Origin of the sequence: Cronobacter turicensis (genome assembly GCF_041222865.1) — a bacterium.
In the GTDB taxonomy this organism is placed as follows: Bacteria; Pseudomonadota; Gammaproteobacteria; order Enterobacterales; family Enterobacteriaceae; genus Cronobacter; species Cronobacter turicensis.
The window spans coordinates 738,590-756,999 of the sequence record NZ_CP165997.1 but is presented as its reverse complement, the minus strand read 5'-3'; the positions used below and the strand labels follow the sequence as shown (position 1 = coordinate 756,999).

The following is an 18,410-nucleotide window of genomic DNA, read 5'->3' as shown; positions in this document are numbered from 1 at the left end:
CCAGGTGGCGGGTTTTTCGTTTACTGCTGCTGTGATGGCGCGTTGGTCGCCGCAGGCGCGGTACCCGGGTTCGCCGTACCGTTCTGCGCCTGAGAAGGCTGGAGTTCAAACACCACATCCACCTGATCGTCAAACTGGATAGTCTGCTGATCGTAAGTGTCCTGCGCGGAGGCCGGCGCCGCCGCTTCGGCTTTCATCATGCGCATCACCGGGGTCGGCTGGTAGTTAGAAACGTGGTAGCGCACGCTGTAAACCGGACCAAGCTTGCTATTAAAGCCGCTCGCCAGTTGCTGCGCCTGACGCACCGCGTCGTCAATAGCCGCTTTGCGCGCTTTATCTTTATATTCATCCGGATGCGCCACGCCCAGGGAAACCGAGCGGATTTCATTGAGGCCCGCTTTCAGCGCGCCATCCAGCAGCTCGTTCAGTTTATCGAGTTTGCGCAACGTCACGTCAACGGTGCGTACCGCGCGATACCCCTTCAGCTGGGTTTTGCCATCCTTGAGATACTCATATTCCGGCTGGGTACGCAGGTTGGCGGCGTTCACGTCTTTTTTCTCGACGCCGTTGTTCTGCAGGTAAGTCAGATACTGCGCCACGCGATCGTCCGCCTGTTTTTTCGCGGATGCCGCGTCTTTCGCAGAGACGTTGACCTCAATAGACAGCGTCGCGATATCCGGTACCGCATCCACGCTCGCCGTGCCGGAGGTGACAATATGCGGGCCGTTGGGCAGTTCATTCGCCTGAACGGACGTCACGCCAAAACCAATCATTGCCGCAAGGGCCATCACTTTAAACTTCACTGTTCTTCCTCCATGCTGCGTGCAAGTAAAACCGCCCGCCAGAGAGAGTCGGGCATCTGCCTGCAAGCTTAGCGGCTCAACGCCGAATGTCCATCAGAGAAGGCTTAGAGGCCGAGCGCGGACAGATGATGTATCCCTTCGCGCGCCAGCTGGAAGGCGATAATCCACATGACCAGGCCCACCAGCAGATTAATCGTCCGTTGCGCTCTTGCGGTGCGAAGACGCGGCGCAAGCCAGGCGGCAAGCAGCGCAAGGCTGAAAAACCAGATAACCGACGCGCTGATGGTGCCGAGCGCAAAGGCGCGTTTCGGAATGGCGTCAAGCTGTCCGCCAAGGCTGCCGAGCACCACAAAGGTGTCGAGATAAACATGCGGATTAAGCCAGGTCACCGCGAGCATCGTGGTGATAATACGCAGCCTGCCCTGGTTGAGAATTTCCGCTGATGCCAGCTCCGGGTTGCCCGCCAACGCGGTTTTCAGCGCCCCGAAACCGTACCATAGTAAAAACGCCACGCCGCCCCACGTCACCAGCGCCAGCAGCCACGGCGACTGCATCAGGATAGCGCTGCCGCCGAAAATTCCGGCGCAGATTAATACGATATCGCTCAACGCGCAGAGCGAGGCGATCATCAGATGATACTGGCGGCGAATGCCCTGGTTCAGGACAAAAGCGTTTTGCGGGCCAAGCGGTAAAATCATCGCCGATCCCAGGGCAAGCCCCTGAAAATAAAAGCTTAACACGTTGCGTTTCCCAAGCGTTATCGTGACAGGCGCTCAGTGTAAGGGCTGCGGTTCATTAGCAAAAACGAATAATTTTAATCACCAATAAGCAATGCTAATAAAGAAGAATAAAAAAACGGCCTGCACCAGGCAGACCGTATTGAGCTTACTGGCCGTCGGCCGGTTTTTCCTTTGGCGCATCAGGCTGCGTAATAATGGCAGACTGCGGCGGCTGTGCTTTTTCTTCAGCCGCGTTGTTGACCGGCTTGTAATGCACATCCATCTGCGGGTAAGGAATACCGATGCCGTTGGCGTCCAGCGTTTTCTTGATACGCGCCAGCACGTCCCAGTAAACTTCCTGCAGATCGCTGCTCTTGCTCCAGACGCGGATCACGAAGTTCACGGACGACGCGCCCAGCTCGTTCATACGCACGGTCATTTCACGATCTTTCAGGATGCGGTCTTCGGACTGAATAATCTCCGTCAGCAGCGCGCGCACTTTATCAATATCCGCATCGTAAGAGACGCCGATGATAAATTCGTTACGGCGTACCGGTTCGCGCGAAAAGTTGATAATGTTGCCCGCGATGATTTTCCCGTTCGGCACCACGACAATACGTCCATCCGGCGTGCGCAGCGTGGTGGAGAAGATCTGAACCTGCAGCACGGAACCGGCGACGCCGCCGAGATCGACATATTCACCGGCGCGGAACGGACGGAAAGTGACCAGCAGTACGCCCGCCGCAAGATTTGAGAGCGACCCCTGCAGAGCCAGACCGACGGCCAGACCGGCGGCACCGAGTACCGCGATGACGGACGCCGTCTGCACGCCGACGCGGCCCAGCGCGGCAATCAGCGTAAAAGCGATGATCCCATAGCGCACCAGGGCTGACAGGAAATCGGCCACGGTGGCGTCGATATGACGGGCGACCATGACGCGGTTTAGCGCATTGGAAATGGCGCGCGCCACAATCATCCCGACGATAATAATGGCGATGGCCGCCACAATATTGACGGCATAGCTGATAAGCAGCGCCTGGTTACGCACCAGCCAGCCGCCGGCGTTATTGATGCTGTCTATTACGTGTAAATCATCCATTCGACATCCTTTCCCCTGGTCGGGTGATTAATAAACTGCCCGGTTTACGGCAGCGCCAGTTGTTAAAGGGTAAACAAAACCCCGGCGCTCTGCCAGTCGGCCACCCGCGAATCAGATTCCGGTATGTTGCTATTCCCAAAAAGAAAAGCCCACCAAAAGGTGGGCTTTTTCCGGCGATGCTGTAAAAAAGCTTACAGTACGTCTACCGCGTTCAGCTCTTTGAACGCCTGCTCCAGACGAGTCACCATGCTCGCCTGCGCAGCGCGCAGCCACACGCGCGGATCGTAGTATTTCTTGTTCGGCTGATCTTCGCCTTTCGGGTTGCCCAGCTGACCCTGCAGGTAAGCTTCGTTTTCTTTGTAGTACTTCAGGATACCTTCCCAGGTTGCCCACTGGGTGTCGGTATCGATGTTCATTTTGATAACGCCGTAGCTGACGGAATCTTTGATTTCCTGAGCAGAAGAACCGGAACCGCCGTGGAACACGAAGTTCAGGCTGTTGTGCGGCAGGTTATGTTTCTTACAAACATATTCCTGAGAGTCGCGCAGGATGGTCGGGGTCAGTTTCACGTTACCCGGCTTGTAAACGCCGTGTACGTTACCGAAGGACGCCGCGATGGTGAAACGGTGGCTGATCGCGTTCAGTTTGGTGTACGCGTAGTCAACGTCTTCCGGCTGGGTGTAGAGTGCGGAAGCGTCCATATGGCTGTTGTCCACGCCATCTTCTTCACCGCCGGTGCAGCCCAGTTCGATTTCCAGAGTCATGCCCATTTTGGACATGCGCTCCAGGTATTTGGAGCAGATTTCAATGTTCTCTTCCAGAGACTCTTCAGACAGGTCGATCATGTGAGAAGAGAACAGCGGTTTGCCGGTAGCGGCAAAGTGTTTTTCACCCGCGTCCAGCAGACCGTCGATCCACGGCAGCAGTTTCTTCGCGCAGTGGTCAGTGTGCAGGATAACCGGCACGCCGTAGTGTTCAGCCATCTGGTGAACGTGATGCGCGCCGGAGATAGCGCCCAGAATGGCTGCCTGCTGGCCTTCGCCTTTGAAGCCTTTGCCTGCGATAAACGCGGCGCCGCCGTTAGAGAACTGAACGATAACCGGCGCTTTTACTTTCGCAGCGGTTTCCAGAACGGCGTTAATGGAATCGGTACCCACGCAGTTAACTGCCGGCAGCGCAAAGTTGTTCTCTTTAGCTACCTGGAATACTTTCTGTACGTCGTCGCCAGTGATGACGCCCGGTTTTACGAAATCAAAAATTTTAGACATATTAACGTTGTCCTGTATGTGTATCTTCGACCGTTGGAAAGGGTAAGCGAGCTGTCAGGCGCGCTGAAAAACAGGCGGGATGCCCCGCCTGCTTACATTATTTCTTCGCGCGCTCTTCGAGCATCGCAACTGCCGGCAGAACTTTGCCTTCCACGAATTCGAGGAATGCGCCGCCGCCAGTGGAGATGTAGGAGATCTTGTCGGCGATGCCGAACATATCGATAGCGGCCAGGGTGTCGCCGCCGCCAGCGATGGAGAACGCGTCGCTTTCTGCGATTGCGCGAGCCACGATTTCGGTGCCTTTACGGAAGTTCGGGAATTCGAACACGCCCACCGGGCCGTTCCACAGAATCGTTTTGGCGTTTTTCAGGATTTCAGCCAGTTTCTCAGCGGAAACGTCGCCCATATCCAGAATCTGCTCTTCATCTTTGATCTCAGTAACAGACTTCAGGGTAGCCGGCGCGGTTTCAGAGAACTCGGTCGCTACGCGAACGTCAGTCGGGACCGGGATATCGCAAGTCGTCAGCAGACGTTTCGCTTCATCAACCAGATCGGCTTCGTACAGGGATTTACCGACGTTGTGGCCCTGGGCTGCAACGAAGGTGTTGGCGATACCGCCGCCGACGATCAGCTGATCAGCGATTTTAGACAGGGAATCCAGTACGGTCAGCTTGGTAGAGACTTTAGAACCCCCTACGATAGCAACCATCGGGCGAGCCGGCTCTTTCAGCGCTTTACCCAGCGCGTCCAGTTCTTCTGCCAGCAGCGGGCCTGCGCACGCCACGTCAGCGAATTTCGCGACGCCATGAGTGGAAGCCTGCGCGCGGTGCGCGGTACCAAATGCGTCCATGACAAACACGTCACACAGAGAAGCGTATTTTTTCGCCAGCGTCTCGTCGTCTTTCTTTTCGCCTTTGTTAAAGCGAACGTTTTCCAGCACCACCAGCTCGCCTTCAGCCACTTCGACGCCGTCGAGGTAGTCTTTCGCCAGGCGAACCGGCGAGTTCAGTTTGTCTTTCAGGTAGTTAACTACCGGCAGCAGAGAGAATTCTTCGTTGTATTCGCCTTCGGTCGGGCGGCCCAGGTGGGACGTCACCATCACTTTAGCGCCCTGTTTCAGAGCCAGTTCGATGGTCGGCAGGGAGGCGCGGATACGCGCGTCAGAGGTGACTTTCCCCTCTTTTACCGGAACGTTGAGATCGGCGCGGATCAGAACGCGTTTACCTGCCAGATCCAGATCGGTCATCTTAATTACAGACATGGTGAATCCTCTCGTTGATTCTTAAAGTTTTGCAGACCCCATACATCGTGGCCTAAGCCGTAATGCATGAAATCTTACCTGAAACCAATAGCTGCCATCGCTAACGTGGTGTCGAGCATCCGGTTAGCGAAGCCCCATTCGTTATCGCACCAGACCAGTGTTTTAATCAGGTGCGCACCACTCACCCGTGTCTGGGTGCCGTCCACAATGGCGCTGTGCGGATCGTGGTTAAAATCTGTTGAGACCAACGGTAATTCCGTATAGTCAACTATACCATGAAATGCACCCTGTGCCGCTTTTTGCAGCAACAGGTTGACTTCATGGGCTTTTACCGGTTTCTGTACCGTCACGCTTAAATCAATGGCCGTCACGTTAATGGTAGGCACGCGTACTGCAATTGCCTCAAAGCGGTCATGAAATTTAGGAAAAATACGCGTTATACCCGCGGCAAGCTTGGTATCGACCGGAATGATGGACTGACTGGCCGCGCGCGTGCGCCGCAGGTCTGGATGATAGGCGTCGATAACCTGTTGATCGTGCATGGCGGAATGGATAGTCGTCACGGTGCCGGATTCAATTCCGAACGCGTCGTCCATCAGCTTGATAATGGGGATAATGCAGTTGGTGGTGCAGGAGGCGTTAGACACAATGCGATGTTCAGCGCGCAGTGCCGCTTCATTGACGCCGTACACAACGGTAGCGTCGAGATCGTTGCCGCCTGGATGTGAGAACAGCACTTTGCGCGCGCCCGCTTCCAGATGGGCGACGCCATCGGCGCGGCTGCCGTAAACGCCGGTGCAGTCGAGCACAATGTCTACATCCAGCGCTTTCCAGGGCAGCGCGATAATATCGCGCTCATGCAGCAGACGAATGACATCATTGCCAATCCAGAGCTGCTCACCTTCCTGACGGACATCCCATGCGAAGCGGCCATGGCTGGTGTCATATTTCAGCAAATGCGCCATGCCCGCAGCGTCGGCCAGCTCATTGATGGCGACCACACTGATTTCCGCGCGACGGCCGGACTCATACAACGCACGAACTACGTTGCGCCCGATGCGACCGAAGCCATTAATCGCTACGCGTAAGGTCATATATCTCCTGCCAGAATCCCGGATGTGAAGAAGCTGACAGAGTAATGCAGCCATCTTCGAAGGGGAATCCTCGCCCGTCACAAACTACAACCGTTTGATGGATTGTCGAACAATCAGTCGACTGAAACGCTTCAGCAAGAATAAGCGAATCATGGAATAAAAGGAATGATTCCGCGGCGAAATGACACTAACTTCTGACCTGCGTCACATTTTTTCTGGAATAAATTCCACTATTGCATGAGCCGTGATGAATAACGGCTGCATAAATCCCGTCAGGTAGATCATTATCGACGTTACGCGCCTGCCGCCGCGCTCTACAATGGTGGCGACTCCACAGTAACAAAGGGACAGTGATGGCGTATCCAGAAGAGTACGAAAACGGTGCCGGTCTGGCTCCTTTACGGGCGCGCTTTCGCGGCTGCCTGCTTGGCGGCGCGGTGGGCGATGCGCTCGGCGCCCCGGTGGAATTTTTAGGCCGGGCGGAAATCACCGCACGCTGGGGTGCGCAGGGCATCACGGATTTTGAGCACGCCTGGGGCGGCGCCGGGAAAATCACGGACGATACGCAGATGACGCTCTTTACCGCCGAAGGTTTGCTGCGGGCCTGGACGCGTGCGGCGATGCGCGGCATCGGCCCGTCATTTACCTCCGTGACCGCGCATGCTTATCTGCGCTGGCTGCTGACGCAGGGCGAACGCAACTGCCACGGTCTGCTTGATACCACTGAGCTTTCCGGCTGGCTTATCCGGCATAAGGCCCTGTTCCATGCCCGCGCCCCGGGCAACACCTGCCTCACGGCGCTGCGCGAGATGCGCGCCTGCGGCGAACCGGCCCGTAATAACAGCAAGGGCTGCGGCGGCGTCATGCGCGTGGCCCCGGTGGGGCTTTTTTACGTGCGATACCCGGGCGGTGATGTATTGAAAGCGGCGTTCGACACGGGCTGTCAGCTCGCCGCGCTGACGCACGGTCACCCGACGGGCGTTCTCACCGGCGGCGTGCTGGCGGCGCTGGTCTTACAGCTCGCTCAGGGGGGCTCCCTTCCTGCCGCGCTGGCGCGTTCTCTGGATTTACTGAAAAGCGCGCCCGATCACGATGAAACAGAACGCGCGCTTGAACATGCGTGCTTACTCGCCGCTTCGCCGCTTGCCCCACAGGAGGCGATCCAAAAACTGGGTGAAGGCTGGGTCGCCGAAGAGGCGCTCGCCATCGCCCTTTATTGCGCGCTGCGCGCCCGCTCGTTTGCAGAAGGCGTGCTGATGGCGGTCAATCACGACGGCGATTCCGACTCTACGGGCGCGATAGCCGGTCATGTTCTCGGGGCGATACACGGGGTAGCGGCCATACCGCAAACGTGGCGGGCGCGGCTTGAGCTTAACGCCGTGATTAAGGAAATGGCGGACGACTTGCTGGACTACCGCGACTGGCCAATATCAGACTACGACAACTCACCGTTTGCCATCGCGATGCGTGAGAAATATCCGGGCGACTGAGCCAAAAAAAACGGGAGGCGCATGGCCTCCCGTTCATTTTATTACGCGTGATGTGCGGTTACAGCAGCGCTTTCGCCTTGCTCACCACGTTATCCACGGTAAAGCCGAACTCTTCAAACAGCTGCTCTGCCGGGGCGGATTCGCCGAACGTGGTCATGCCCACGATAGCGCCGTTCAGGCCAACATATTTGAACCAGTAGTCGGCGATGCCAGCTTCGATAGCCACGCGCGCGCTGACGGCTTTCGGCAGCACGGCTTCGCGGTAAGCGGCATCCTGTTTGTCAAAGACGTCGGTAGACGGCATGGAGACGACACGCGCTTTCACGCCTTCCGCAGCCAGTTTATCGGCAGCGGCGACAGCCAGTTCAACTTCAGAGCCGGTGGCGATGAAGATGATCTGCGGCTGACCGTCGCAGTCTTTCAGGACGTAGGCGCCGCGGGCGATATCCGCCAGCTGCTGCTCGCTACGTTCCTGCTGCGCCAGATTCTGACGAGAGAAAATCAGCGCCGTCGGGCCATCATGGCGCTCGACCGCGTATTTCCACGCGACTGCTGATTCCACCTGGTCGCACGGACGCCATGTGCTCATGTTCGGGGTCACACGCAGCGCCGCCAGCTGTTCAACCGGCTGGTGGGTCGGGCCGTCTTCGCCAAGACCGATAGAATCGTGGGTATAAACCATCACCTGACGCTGTTTCATCAGCGCGGCCATACGCACCGCGTTGCGGGCATATTCCACAAACATCAGGAAGGTCGAGGTATACGGCAGGAAACCGCCGTGCAGCGCGAGGCCGTTCGCGATAGCGGTCATGCCGAACTCGCGCACGCCGTAGTGAATGTAGTTGCCTGCGGCATCTTCATTAATCGCTTTAGAGCCAGACCAGATGGTCAGGTTGCTCGGCGCGAGATCCGCAGAGCCGCCCAGGAATTCCGGCAGCAGTTTGCCGAAGGCTTCAATGGCGTTCTGAGACGCTTTGCGGCTGGCGATTTTCGCCGGGTTCGCCTGCAGGTTCGCGATGAACTCCTGCGCTTTCGCGGCGAAATCCGCTGGCATCTCGCCTTTCATACGGCGAGTAAATTCAGCGGCTTCCTGCGGGAATGCTTTCGCATAGGCGGCGAATTTTTCGTTCCAGGCGCTTTCTTTTACCTGGCCCATCTCTTTGGCATCCCACTGCGCATAGATTTCTTGCGGGATCACAAACGGCTCATATTTCCAGCCCAGCTGTTCGCGGGTGGCGGCCACTTCGGCTTCGCCCAGCGGCGCGCCGTGGGAATCATGGGTGCCTGCTTTGTTCGGCGAGCCAAAACCGATAACGGTTTTGCACATCAGCAGAGACGGTTTGTCGGTGACTGCGCGCGCTTCTTCAATCGCGCGTTTGATGGCGTCGGCGTCATGACCGTCCACGCCGCGCACAACGTGCCAGCCGTAAGCTTCAAAGCGTTTTGCGGTATCGTCAGTGAACCAGCCTTCAACGTGGCCGTCGATGGAGATGCCGTTGTCATCGTAGAACGCCACCAGCTTGCCGAGGCCCAGCGTGCCTGCCAGCGAGCAAACTTCGTGGGAGATGCCTTCCATCATGCAGCCGTCACCCAGGAAGGTGTAGGTGTAGTGGTCGACAATGTCATGCCCTGGGCGGTTGAACTGCGCCGCCAGCGTGCGCTCTGCGATAGCCATACCCACAGCGTTCGCAATCCCCTGCCCCAGCGGACCGGTGGTAGTTTCCACGCCCGGCGTATAACCGACTTCCGGGTGACCCGGCGTTCTGGAATGCAACTGACGGAAGTTTTTCAGTTCTTCCATCGGCAGATCGTAACCGGTGAGGTGCAGGAGGCTGTAAATCAGCATGGAGCCGTGACCATTGGACAGCACGAAGCGGTCGCGGTCGGCCCAGGACGGGTTCTGCGGGTTATGGTTCAGGAAATCACGCCACAGGACTTCGGCAATGTCAGCCATGCCCATCGGGGCACCCGGATGGCCGGATTTGGCTTTTTGTACTGCGTCCATGCTGAGCGCACGAATAGCATTGGCAAGCTCTTTACGAGAGGACATTTTGACTCCAGATCGGATAGTTGAAGGCCACGCCTTGTTAACGGCTTGACTACTACGCGTTATGGGCTACGCCCGAAAAATTGTCCCACAATGTAACCCAAGCGGCTGGGCATGTACATGGAGCATCCTTTTGTCCGCTAAGAAATCTCTGGAAGCCGCTCGCAGTTTGCGCAACCTGCTCGCCGGACGTGCGCAAACCTCTTTATACTTAGCCGCACGTCAACGAAGCCGCGTCGCGGCGACAATAATGAAAACCTCAATGGAGCGTGGAAGCATAACGATGAAAATGCGCGCGATAGTACTGAGCATGACCGCGGCAGCCCTGCTGAGCGGTTGCCAAAACATGAATTCCAACGGCCTGCTGAGCTCAGGCGCCGAAGCATTCCAGGCTTACACCTTAAGCGACGCGCAGGTTAAAGCGCTGAGCGACGAGGCCTGTAAGTCGCAGGACAGCAAAGCGAAAATCGCCCCTGCGAACAGCCAGTATACGCAGCGCCTGAATAAAATCGCCGCGGCGCTCGGCGATAACATCAACGGCCAGCCGGTGAACTACAAGGTTTATGAAGAGAAGGACGTTAACGCCTTCGCGATGGCCAACGGCTGCATCCGCGTTTACAGCGGGCTGATGGACATGATGAGCGATAACGAAGTGGAAGCGGTGATTGGCCATGAAATGGGCCACGTCGCGCTGGGCCACGTGAAACGCGGGATGCAGGTAGCGCTTGGCACCAACGCGGTGCGTGGCGCGGCCGCTTCCGCAGGCGGTATCGTCGGCAGCCTGTCGCAGTCCGATTTAGGCGAGCTTGGCGAAAAACTGGTTAACGCGCAGTTCTCGCAGCGTCAGGAATCCGAAGCGGATGACTACTCCTACGATCTGCTGCGTAAACGCGGCATCAACCCATCGGGCCTTGCCACCAGCTTTGAGAAACTGGCGAAGCTTGAGAAAGGCCGTCAAAGCTCAATGTTTGACGATCACCCGGCCTCTGAAGCGCGCGCGCAGCATATTCGCGATCGCATGAAGGCCGATGGCATTAAATAAACGTAGCCAGTAATAAAAAATGCCGGACAGGGCTTCACCTTGTCCGGCATTTTGAGTGCCGCCGTCAGGCCCGGTAGCATCGCACTACCGGGCCACGCGCAAATTACTCGCCTTTTTTCGCGGCCTGGATGTAGAGCATTTCCAGCGCCAGCGTCGCCGCCGCCAGAGCGGTGATATCAGACTGGTCGTAAGCCGGCGCCACTTCCACAATATCCATACCAACGATATTCAGATCCTGAATGCCGCGCAGCAGCTTCAGCGCGCGATCGGACGTCAGGCCGCCAATCACCGGCGTACCGGTGCCTGGTGCGAATGCCGGATCCAGGCAGTCGATATCAAACGTCAGATATACCGGCATATCGCCGACGATCTGTTTCACCTGCGCGACCACGTCGTCAACGGTGCGGTCATTCACCTGCGGCGCGTCCAGCACGGTAAAGCCGTTGTCTTTGTCGAACTCGGTACGGATGCCTATCTGCACGGAGCGGGTCGGATCGATCAGGCCTTCGTTCGGCGCGGTGTAGAACATGGTGCCGTGGTCAAATTCACAGCCATTCGCGTAGGTATCGGTATGCGCGTCGAAATGCACCAGCGCCATTTTGCCGAAGTGCTTCGCGTGGGCGCGCAGCAGCGGCAGCGTCACGAAGTGGTCGCCGCCGAAAGAGAGCATACGCTTACCGGCCGCCAGCAGTCGCTCTGCATGCGCCTGCAGCTTCTCACTCATCTCGCGGGCATCGCCGAAAGCGTAAACCAGATCGCCACAGTCCACGACGTTCAGGCGCTTACGCATGTCGAAGTTCCACGGGAAGCGGTTGCCTTCCCATGCGAGGTTGGTGGACACCTGGCGGATAGCGGCAGGTCCGAAGCGGCTACCCGCGCGCCCTGAGGTCGCCATGTCGAACGGAATACCGGTGATCACCCACTCGGCGTCGCTGTCATACGGCATGAAATTCAACGGCAGGCGTAAAAAACCAAAGGCGTTGGAAACCAGGGAGTTGTCGTACTGATGGCCTAAGGTGTTCATGAATCTGACCTCTTATTGAAGGTTGAGATGTGAGATAAAAAAAATCCCCTCCGCGTCGTTAAACCCGACGAGGAAGGGATGGATTCGTTTACAACTTGTTGGCGCGGATTATCGCCACATTTTCGTTCAGGTTCAATAGCGCGTGGAGCATGCTCGTCAGTATAGAACAGGAAATACCGCTGCGCGTTTTTTAGCCTCCCGACCGGCAGGAGGCCGAAACCCGATTACTCGTCTTCGAGATAGGTGTAGCCGTACAGGCCGCTCTCGAACTCTTCCAGGAACTGCTGTTGCAGCGCGGCATCCAGATCGGTCTGTTTGACCTGATCGCGGAAATGCGTCAGCAGCGTATCCGGGTCGAGCTGTACGTAGCGCAGCATATCCGCCACGGTATCGCCTTCATCGGAAAGCTCCACTTCCACGCTGCCATCCGGGAACACAAATACGTCTACCGCTTCGGTATCGCCGAAGAGGTTATGCATATTGCCCAGGATCTCCTGGTACGCGCCGACCATAAAGAAGCCCAGCGGCGGCGGGTTTTCCGGATCGTATTCCGGCAGCGGCATGGTGGTCGCGATGCCGTCGCCATCAACGTAGTGATCGATAGTGCCATCGGAATCACAGGTGATGTCGAGCAGCACGCCACGGCGCGTCGGCGCGTGGTTCAGGCCTTCCAGCGGCAGCACCGGGAAGAGCTGATCGATACCCCAGGCGTCCGGCATCGACTGGAAGAGGGAGAAGTTGACGTAAATCTTATCCGCCATGCGCTCCTGCAGTTCGTCGATAATCGGGCGATGCGCGCGGTTTTGCGGATCGAGCTGTTTCTGCACTTCCTGGCACAGGCTCAGATAGAGCTGCTCAGCCCAGGCGCGGTCCTGCAGCGTGTAGGAGCCTGAGGAGTAGCCGATATGAATATCGTGCAGATCCATCTGGCTGTCGTGCAGCCATTCGCGCAGCGAACGGCGCGTGCCCGGTTCATGCATCTCCTGCCAGGTTTCCCACATGCTTTGCAGCGGGCGCGGCGCGTCTTCAGACGGCGCGGTCGGCTCGGTGTATTCGTTACGCTCAACGCCGATGATATTGGAGACCAGTACGGTGTGGTGCGCGGTTACGGCGCGGCCCGATTCGGTGATCACCGTCGGATGCGGCAAACCGTTCTCTTCGCACGCGTCGCCGATAGCCCAGATAATGTTGTTCGCGTATTCATTCAGGCCATAGTTGACCGAGCAGTCAGACTGCGAACGCGTCCCTTCATAATCCACGCCGAGGCCGCCGCCCACGTCGAAGCACTCGATATTCACGCCAAGCTTGTGCAGCTCCACATAGAAGCGGGCGGATTCGCGCACGCCGGTGGCGATATCGCGGATGTTCGCCATCTGGGAGCCCAGGTGGAAGTGCAGCAGTTGCAGGCTGTCGAGACGATCCGCCTCGCGCAGCATCTCAACCAGTTGCAGCACCTGCGTTGCCGCCAGGCCGAATTTCGATTTTTCACCGCCGGAAGACTGCCATTTACCGGAGCCCTGCGAGGCGAGACGCGCACGCACGCCGAGGCGCGGGATCACGTTCAGGCGTTCCGCTTCTTCCAGCACGATTTTGATTTCCGACATCTTTTCGATGACCAGATAGACCTTGTGGCCCATCTTCTCGCCGATCAGCGCCAGACGAATGTATTCACGGTCTTTATAACCGTTACAGACGATAACGCTACGGGTCATACCCGCATGCGCCAGCACCGCCATCAGCTCCGCTTTGGAGCCCGCTTCAAGACCCAGCGGTTCGCCGGAGTGGATCAGCGATTCGATGACGCGACGATGCTGGTTCACCTTAATCGGGTAAACCAGGAAGTAGTCGCCGTTATAGCCGTAAGACTCACGGGCGCGCTTAAACGCCGCGTTAATGGAACGCAGGCGATGTTGCAGGATCTGCGGGAAGCAGAACAATGCAGGCAGGCGCTGGCCCTGAGCTTCACGCTCCTTCACCAGCCTCGCGAGATCGACGCGCGCTTCGGGGACATCCGGATCGGGGCATACGCTGATATGGCCCAGTTCGTTGACGTCGTAGTAGTTATTGCCCCACCAGGCAATATTGTAAGTGCGCAGCATCTTGCTGGCTTCCTGGGAGCTCATTGCAACCTCCTGCATGGAACGTAGTACACCCTGTTCGCCCGCTGACGAAGGCGAAGATGAAAAGATGTCGTCAGACATAGCGAACCTCAAATTTTGTCGAAAGTGTAAAACAGTTAACTACTATCGCAGCGTTACACTGTGATAACAACCCATAAACAGCAGAGTTATCCAGCACATAGTGCTGACCACCCTGCCGCGCGACCGGTTTCTTATTCATATCATTGTAAAACACGTAACCGAACTCCGTGTGACGGGTCGGCGAAACCACGAGAAAACTCCTGACGTCAGGAGAGCCCTTGTTCAGTTATCGCAAGCCTTGACCGGCCCGGGAATCCTGAGAAGCGCCGAGATGGGTAGAACATCGGCAGGTTTGCAAAAAAGAGATGCAGGTTGCGGGGGAAAAGCGCACGCCAGAACGGCATGGCAGATTAAGCGAATAACGGCGGTTCATTATCTGGTATCACCTCCACGCCAGCCCTTGTAGACCGGCGATAAGCCAAAGCTAAAAATCACTCTCAGCCCGGCTGGAAGTGGCGACACGGGGATGGTTTCCGTGCGCTTTTTTGCAGGAGCCGCGCGCGCCGTTTTATACCGGGAACAGGGGTAAAAAGCAAAACAAAAAAGCGCCGTTTGCCGTCCTTGTCAGGAATTCTTGCCAGCGCTGCGTTAAACGCATTATTCGACGCCTCAAAAACTGCTGGAAATCGGCTTAAGATTTAACCTAGAATAGCCATCCAGATGTTAATCCATCTATACCGATTAACACTTAGCCTTCCTGTGTGTTTACCTGCATGGCCGCAGAATTTTCTTCTAAGATGGCACCAACACACGGTATGCTGAGCTAATTGATTTATCCAGGGTGATACAAAACATGGCAAAACACCTTTTTACTTCTGAATCTGTTTCAGAAGGACATCCCGATAAAATTGCGGACCAGATCTCCGATGCAGTGCTGGACGCCATCCTTGAGCAGGATCCGAAAGCACGCGTGGCCTGCGAAACTTACGTGAAGACCGGCATGGTGCTGGTCGGTGGTGAAATCACTACCAGCGCGTGGGTGGATATCGAAGAGATTACCCGCAACACCGTACGCGAAATTGGCTACGTTCATTCCGATATGGGCTTTGACGCCAACTCTTGCGCCGTACTGAGCGCTATCGGCAAACAGTCCCCGGATATCAACCAGGGCGTTGACCGCACCGATCCGCTTGAACAGGGCGCGGGCGACCAGGGCCTGATGTTCGGCTACGCCACCAACGAAACCGACGTGCTGATGCCTGCGCCGGTCACCTACGCGCACCGTCTGGTACAGCGTCAGGCCGAAGTGCGTAAAAACGGCACGCTGCCGTGGCTGCGCCCGGATGCGAAAAGTCAGGTCACGTTCCAGTATGACGCCGGTAAAATCGTGGGTATCGATGCCGTCGTGCTCTCCACGCAGCACGCGGAAGACATCGAGCAGAGCGTTTTGCACGACGCCGTAATGGAAGAGATCATCAAGCCGGTTCTGCCTGCGGAATGGCTGAATGAATCCACCAAATATTTCATCAACCCGACTGGCCGTTTCGTTATCGGCGGACCGATGGGCGACTGCGGTCTGACGGGCCGTAAGATTATCGTCGACACCTACGGCGGCATGGCGCGTCACGGCGGCGGCGCGTTCTCGGGTAAGGACCCGTCTAAAGTTGACCGTTCCGCCGCCTACGCGGCGCGTTACGTGGCGAAAAACATCGTGGCCGCAGGCCTTGCCGACCGCTGTGAAATCCAGGTGTCTTACGCCATCGGCGTGGCGGAGCCGACCTCCATCATGGTTGAAACGTTCGGCACCGAGAAAATTGCGACCGAGCAACTCACCCTGCTGGTGCGTGAGTTCTTCGATCTGCGTCCGTACGGCCTGATCCAGATGCTGGATCTGCTGCACCCGATCTACAAAGAAACCGCCGCTTACGGTCACTTTGGTCGTGAACACTTCCCGTGGGAAAAAACCGACAAAGCGCAACTGCTGCGCGATGCTGCCGGTCTGAAATAATCCCTGCGTAGTTATCCCTAAAGGCCAGCCTCGTGCTGGCCTTTTGCTTTTCAGGCGCGCAATGCGCCCTGCGCCTTTCTCTTTACTACCAGCAGCTATACTTTCCGCCAGCGCGACGGGCAAGATTCTACTGAAAGCGATTACATGAACACGAAAGGCGGCATTTTTTCAGAATTGTCTTTACCCAAATCCCCTTTCTGCACTCTGTTACATTCCGTTTCGGTTTAGTCTGAATTCCTGTTCGCCGCTTCGTTTCTGACTACACTAATTAGCTGATATAAAAAAGGATAAGTGCTTTACGCAAGTTGGCACTAGTGTAACCGATTACACGGACGTGACTGATATCACATATTTTTACGTTACGCTAACTTACCCTTTACCACGATAAAACTAATAACCCAACTGGAGGGCAGTATGCCTGACAATAAAAAACAAGGGCGTTCGCACAAGGCCATGACGTTCTTCGTCTGTTTCCTTGCGGCCCTGGCAGGACTTCTTTTCGGCCTCGACATCGGCGTGATCGCGGGCGCGCTGCCCTTCATCGCCAAAGATTTTAATATCACACCGCACCAGCAGGAGTGGGTGGTCAGCTCCATGATGTTCGGCGCCGCCGTCGGCGCTATCGGCAGCGGCTGGCTCTCTTCACGTCTCGGGCGTAAATACAGCCTGATGATTGGCTCTGTGCTGTTCGTCATCGGCTCGCTCTGCTCGGCGTTCGCGCCGAACACAGAAGTGCTGATTATCTCCCGCGTGCTGTTGGGCCTTGCGGTCGGTATCGCCTCTTACACCGCGCCGCTCTATCTGTCTGAAATCGCGCCGGAGAAAATCCGCGGCAGTATGATTTCCATGTATCAGCTGATGATCACCATCGGTATTCTGGGCGCCTATCTCTCCGATACCGCGTTCAGCTACAGCGGCGCCTGGCGCTGGATGCTGGGCGTTATCACCATCCCGGCGCTCCTGCTGCTGATTGGCGTCTTCTTCCTGCCGGACAGCCCGCGCTGGTTCGCCGCGAAACGTCGCTTCCACGACGCCGAGCGTGTTCTGCTGCGCCTGCGTGACTCCAGCGCCGAAGCAAAACGCGAGCTGGAAGAAATCCGCGAAAGCCTGAAGGTGAAACAGGGCGGCTGGTCGCTGTTTAAAGACAACAGCAACTTCCGCCGCGCGGTATTCCTCGGCATCCTGTTGCAGGTGATGCAGCAGTTCACCGGGATGAACGTCATCATGTATTACGCGCCGAAAATCTTTGAACTGGCGGGTTACTCCAACACCACCGAGCAGATGTGGGGCACCGTCATTGTCGGGCTGACTAACGTGCTGGCGACCTTTATCGCCATCGGTCTGGTCGACCGCTGGGGCCGTAAACCAACGCTGATCCTGGGCTTTATCGTGATGGCGGCTGGTATGGGCATTCTCGGTACCATGCTGCATATGGGCATCGACAGCCCGGCAGGTCAGTACTTTGCCGTCGCGATGCTGCTGATGTTCATCATTGGTTTCGCCATGAGCGCCGGTCCGCTGATTTGGGTGCTGTGCTCTGAGATCCAGCCGCTGAAAGGCCGCGATTTCGGCATCACGCTCTCCACGACCACCAACTGGATTGCGAACATGATCGTCGGTGCGACCTTCCTCACCATGCTCAACACGCTGGGCAACGCGCCGACCTTCTGGGTCTACGCTGGTCTCAACCTGTTCTTCATCGTGCTGACCATCTGGCTGGTGCCGGAAACCAAGCATGTGTCGCTGGAGCATATTGAACGTAACCTGATGCAGGGCCGTAAACTGCGCGATATCGGTTCGAACGACTAAACCTTACCTTGCCGCCCGTTCACGCGGGCGGCGGGCGCAGGGGGCTGCCGCCTCTTGCGCCCATCCCGTCTTCGGTTCTATCCTCTCGCTATGAAAACCCCACGTCTTCCCATCGCCATTCAACAGGCCGTTATGCGCAGCCTGCGTGATGCGCTCGCGCGCGCCAACCTCAAACTGGCTCGTCACTACCCGGAGCCGAAACTGGTTTATCAGCAGCGCGGCACCGCAGCGGGCACCGCCTGGCTAGAAAGCTATGAAATCCGCTTAAACCCGGTACTGCTGATGGAAAATCAGCAGGCATTCATTAATGAAGTGGTGCCGCATGAGCTGGCGCACCTGCTGGTGTGGAAACACTTCGGCCGCGTGCCGCCGCACGGCAAAGAGTGGAAATGGATGATGGAAAGCGTGCTCGGCGTCCCGGCGCGCCGCACGCATCAGTTTGAGCTCGATTCAGTGCGCGCCAATACCTTCCCCTACCGCTGTCGCTGCCAGCAGCATCAGCTCACCGTCCGCCGTCATAACCGCGTCGTGCGCGGCGAAACCCAGTACCGCTGCGTGCGCTGCGGCGACACGCTGGTCGCGGAAAGCTGACGCCTTCAGGAAAT

At 57.1% G+C, this 18,410-nt stretch carries 15 protein-coding genes; 5 read left to right on the top strand and 10 right to left on the bottom strand.

The window, feature by feature from the left end; genetic code table 11:
• Positions 1 to 20: 20 nt before the first annotated feature.
• From AB8W27_RS03625 to epd, 6 genes are all read right to left on the bottom strand, one after another.
• On the bottom strand, positions 21 to 803 hold the full coding sequence (locus AB8W27_RS03625; RefSeq protein WP_015742412.1) for an oxidative stress defense protein: 783 nt from the start codon (positions 801 to 803) through the stop codon (positions 21 to 23).
• Positions 804 to 907: 104 nt separating this feature from the next.
• Positions 908 to 1,543 (bottom strand): arginine exporter ArgO, encoded by a 636-nt coding sequence (argO, locus tag AB8W27_RS03620; RefSeq protein ID WP_041923901.1) that lies wholly within the window; start codon positions 1,541 to 1,543, stop codon positions 908 to 910.
• A gap of 145 nt (positions 1,544 to 1,688) precedes the next feature.
• Positions 1,689 to 2,621, bottom strand: a complete 933-nt coding sequence (locus tag AB8W27_RS03615; protein ID WP_015742414.1) for a small-conductance mechanosensitive channel MscS — start codon at positions 2,619 to 2,621, stop codon at positions 1,689 to 1,691.
• Between the two features lie 191 nt (positions 2,622 to 2,812).
• Positions 2,813 to 3,889, bottom strand: coding sequence for a class II fructose-bisphosphate aldolase (gene fbaA, locus AB8W27_RS03610; protein WP_007763951.1), 1,077 nt, complete (start codon positions 3,887 to 3,889; stop codon positions 2,813 to 2,815).
• Between the two features lie 97 nt (positions 3,890 to 3,986).
• Positions 3,987 to 5,150, bottom strand: a complete 1,164-nt coding sequence (pgk, locus tag AB8W27_RS03605) for a phosphoglycerate kinase (RefSeq protein WP_015742415.1) — start codon at positions 5,148 to 5,150, stop codon at positions 3,987 to 3,989.
• 74 nt (positions 5,151 to 5,224) lie between these two features.
• On the bottom strand, positions 5,225 to 6,244 hold the full coding sequence (gene epd, locus AB8W27_RS03600) for an erythrose-4-phosphate dehydrogenase (protein ID WP_015742416.1): 1,020 nt from the start codon (positions 6,242 to 6,244) through the stop codon (positions 5,225 to 5,227).
• 353 nt (positions 6,245 to 6,597) lie between these two features.
• On the opposite strand from epd, the gene AB8W27_RS03595 reads away from it, so the two are divergent.
• Complete coding sequence (locus AB8W27_RS03595; RefSeq protein ID WP_041923902.1) at positions 6,598 to 7,734, top strand: ADP-ribosylglycohydrolase family protein; 1,137 nt, start codon at positions 6,598 to 6,600, stop codon at positions 7,732 to 7,734.
• A 58-nt stretch (positions 7,735 to 7,792) separates the two neighbouring features.
• On the opposite strand, the gene tkt is transcribed toward AB8W27_RS03595, so the two are convergent.
• Positions 7,793 to 9,784, bottom strand: a complete 1,992-nt coding sequence (gene tkt / locus AB8W27_RS03590) for a transketolase (RefSeq protein WP_041923903.1) — start codon at positions 9,782 to 9,784, stop codon at positions 7,793 to 7,795.
• Positions 9,785 to 10,064: 280 nt separating this feature from the next.
• Here tkt and AB8W27_RS03585 point away from each other — a divergent pair, with 280 nt between their 5' ends.
• A complete protein-coding gene (locus AB8W27_RS03585) occupies positions 10,065 to 10,823 on the top strand; it encodes a M48 family metallopeptidase (protein WP_041923904.1) in 759 nt (252 codons plus the stop codon).
• A 103-nt stretch (positions 10,824 to 10,926) separates the two neighbouring features.
• Here the strand turns inward: AB8W27_RS03585 and speB are convergent, their stop codons facing one another.
• From speB to yqgB, 3 genes are all read right to left on the bottom strand, one after another.
• The gene (gene speB, locus AB8W27_RS03580; RefSeq protein WP_007763971.1) at positions 10,927 to 11,847 is read right to left on the bottom strand and encodes an agmatinase; all 921 of its coding nucleotides are present in this window, start codon (positions 11,845 to 11,847) and stop codon (positions 10,927 to 10,929) included.
• 224 nt (positions 11,848 to 12,071) lie between these two features.
• The gene (gene speA / locus AB8W27_RS03575; RefSeq protein WP_041923905.1) at positions 12,072 to 14,048 is read right to left on the bottom strand and encodes a biosynthetic arginine decarboxylase; all 1,977 of its coding nucleotides are present in this window, start codon (positions 14,046 to 14,048) and stop codon (positions 12,072 to 12,074) included.
• Positions 14,041 to 14,187, bottom strand: a complete 147-nt coding sequence (yqgB, locus tag AB8W27_RS03570) for an acid stress response protein YqgB (RefSeq protein ID WP_004385639.1) — start codon at positions 14,185 to 14,187, stop codon at positions 14,041 to 14,043. The genes speA and yqgB overlap by 8 nt, the downstream gene beginning before the upstream one ends.
• A 654-nt stretch (positions 14,188 to 14,841) precedes the next feature.
• Here yqgB and metK point away from each other — a divergent pair.
• The 3 genes from metK to AB8W27_RS03555 all read left to right on the top strand — a co-directional run bounded on the left by metK (position 14,842) and on the right by AB8W27_RS03555 (position 18,396).
• Complete coding sequence (gene metK, locus AB8W27_RS03565; RefSeq protein ID WP_007701516.1) at positions 14,842 to 15,996, top strand: methionine adenosyltransferase; 1,155 nt, start codon at positions 14,842 to 14,844, stop codon at positions 15,994 to 15,996.
• Between the two features lie 414 nt (positions 15,997 to 16,410).
• The gene (locus AB8W27_RS03560) at positions 16,411 to 17,805 is read left to right on the top strand and encodes a sugar porter family MFS transporter (protein WP_041923906.1); all 1,395 of its coding nucleotides are present in this window, start codon (positions 16,411 to 16,413) and stop codon (positions 17,803 to 17,805) included.
• A gap of 90 nt (positions 17,806 to 17,895) precedes the next feature.
• Positions 17,896 to 18,396 (top strand): SprT family zinc-dependent metalloprotease, encoded by a 501-nt coding sequence (locus tag AB8W27_RS03555; RefSeq protein ID WP_041923907.1) that lies wholly within the window; start codon positions 17,896 to 17,898, stop codon positions 18,394 to 18,396.
• Positions 18,397 to 18,410 lie beyond the last annotated feature (14 nt).

Coding starts and splice junctions, on each gene's coding strand:
- AB8W27_RS03585 (WP_041923904.1), top strand. CDS start 10,065: ATGAAAATGCGCGCGATAGTACTGAGCATGACCGCGGCAGCCCTGCTG.
- metK (WP_007701516.1), top strand. CDS start 14,842: ATGGCAAAACACCTTTTTACTTCTGAATCTGTTTCAGAAGGACATCCC.
- epd (WP_015742416.1), bottom strand. CDS start 6,244: ATGACCTTACGCGTAGCGATTAATGGCTTCGGTCGCATCGGGCGCAAC.
- yqgB (WP_004385639.1), bottom strand. CDS start 14,187: ATGAATAAGAAACCGGTCGCGCGGCAGGGTGGTCAGCACTATGTGCTG.
- AB8W27_RS03560 (WP_041923906.1), top strand. CDS start 16,411: ATGCCTGACAATAAAAAACAAGGGCGTTCGCACAAGGCCATGACGTTC.
- speB (WP_007763971.1), bottom strand. CDS start 11,847: ATGAACACCTTAGGCCATCAGTACGACAACTCCCTGGTTTCCAACGCC.
- speA (WP_041923905.1), bottom strand. CDS start 14,048: ATGTCTGACGACATCTTTTCATCTTCGCCTTCGTCAGCGGGCGAACAG.
- AB8W27_RS03555 (WP_041923907.1), top strand. CDS start 17,896: ATGAAAACCCCACGTCTTCCCATCGCCATTCAACAGGCCGTTATGCGC.
- fbaA (WP_007763951.1), bottom strand. CDS start 3,889: ATGTCTAAAATTTTTGATTTCGTAAAACCGGGCGTCATCACTGGCGAC.
- AB8W27_RS03595 (WP_041923902.1), top strand. CDS start 6,598: ATGGCGTATCCAGAAGAGTACGAAAACGGTGCCGGTCTGGCTCCTTTA.
- AB8W27_RS03615 (WP_015742414.1), bottom strand. CDS start 2,621: ATGGATGATTTACACGTAATAGACAGCATCAATAACGCCGGCGGCTGG.
- tkt (WP_041923903.1), bottom strand. CDS start 9,784: ATGTCCTCTCGTAAAGAGCTTGCCAATGCTATTCGTGCGCTCAGCATG.
- pgk (WP_015742415.1), bottom strand. CDS start 5,150: ATGTCTGTAATTAAGATGACCGATCTGGATCTGGCAGGTAAACGCGTT.